This is a genomic window from Streptomyces sp. WM6386 (assembly GCF_000972385.1).
Classification (GTDB): domain Bacteria; phylum Actinomycetota; class Actinomycetes; order Streptomycetales; family Streptomycetaceae; genus Streptomyces.
This window is the reverse complement of sequence record NZ_JXTE01000388.1, coordinates 1-581: the sequence shown is the minus strand read 5'-3', so window position 1 is coordinate 581 and position 581 is coordinate 1. Positions and strand designations below refer to the sequence as shown.

The 581-nt window shown below is 69.0% G+C and carries 1 protein-coding gene; it reads left to right on the top strand.

Features of this window, described 5'->3' with window-relative positions; genetic code table 11:
• Positions 1–210: 210 nt before the first annotated feature.
• Positions 211–581 (top strand): hypothetical protein (locus TN53_RS41870; RefSeq protein WP_046264142.1); only part of this gene is annotated, 371 nt, incomplete at its 3' end.

Here is a 581-nt window from a genome sequence, read left to right as displayed (position 1 = left end):
GATCGGCCATGTCACCGACCCGCCCACCGTCCGGATCACCCGCGGCGTTCAACTCCACCTCCTCGACCTCCTTGACACCGACATCGGACACACCCGCTGGCCACCAACCCTGCGACTGAGCGTTTCTGCCGGCCCGTGAGGCAGCCGTCTATTGAGCGCGGTTTCCGGCAGGTGCACCGCCCCGGTACAGGGTGCGGGCAGACTACGCACATGCAGCTCCCCGCCGACGCCGTAGCCGCCGCTGTGTTGCTGGAGGTCGTAAGAATCTCCGAACTCCCGACAACGCGGGGCGCCCCGTATCCCGGCAGGGCGGGCGCCCACTGGATAGGGAGCGAGGCAGCCGAAGCCCTGGCCTTGATCGAGAGCTTGCCCGCCAGCGAGCAGCACCGCTGCGGCTTCTCGCCGGGCTGGAGCGTCCGGGCGTACGCGGACACTCTCGACCTGGCGCTGTTCGAGGCGGCGTTCTGCTTCAGCTGCCATGAAGTCCGCATGCATGGAACCGCCGTGCCACCCGCACTGGCCACGCAGTTTTTCGACGCGGGCGCCCCTCAGGCGCCCGCTCTCCTGGCCCTCTTCCGCGA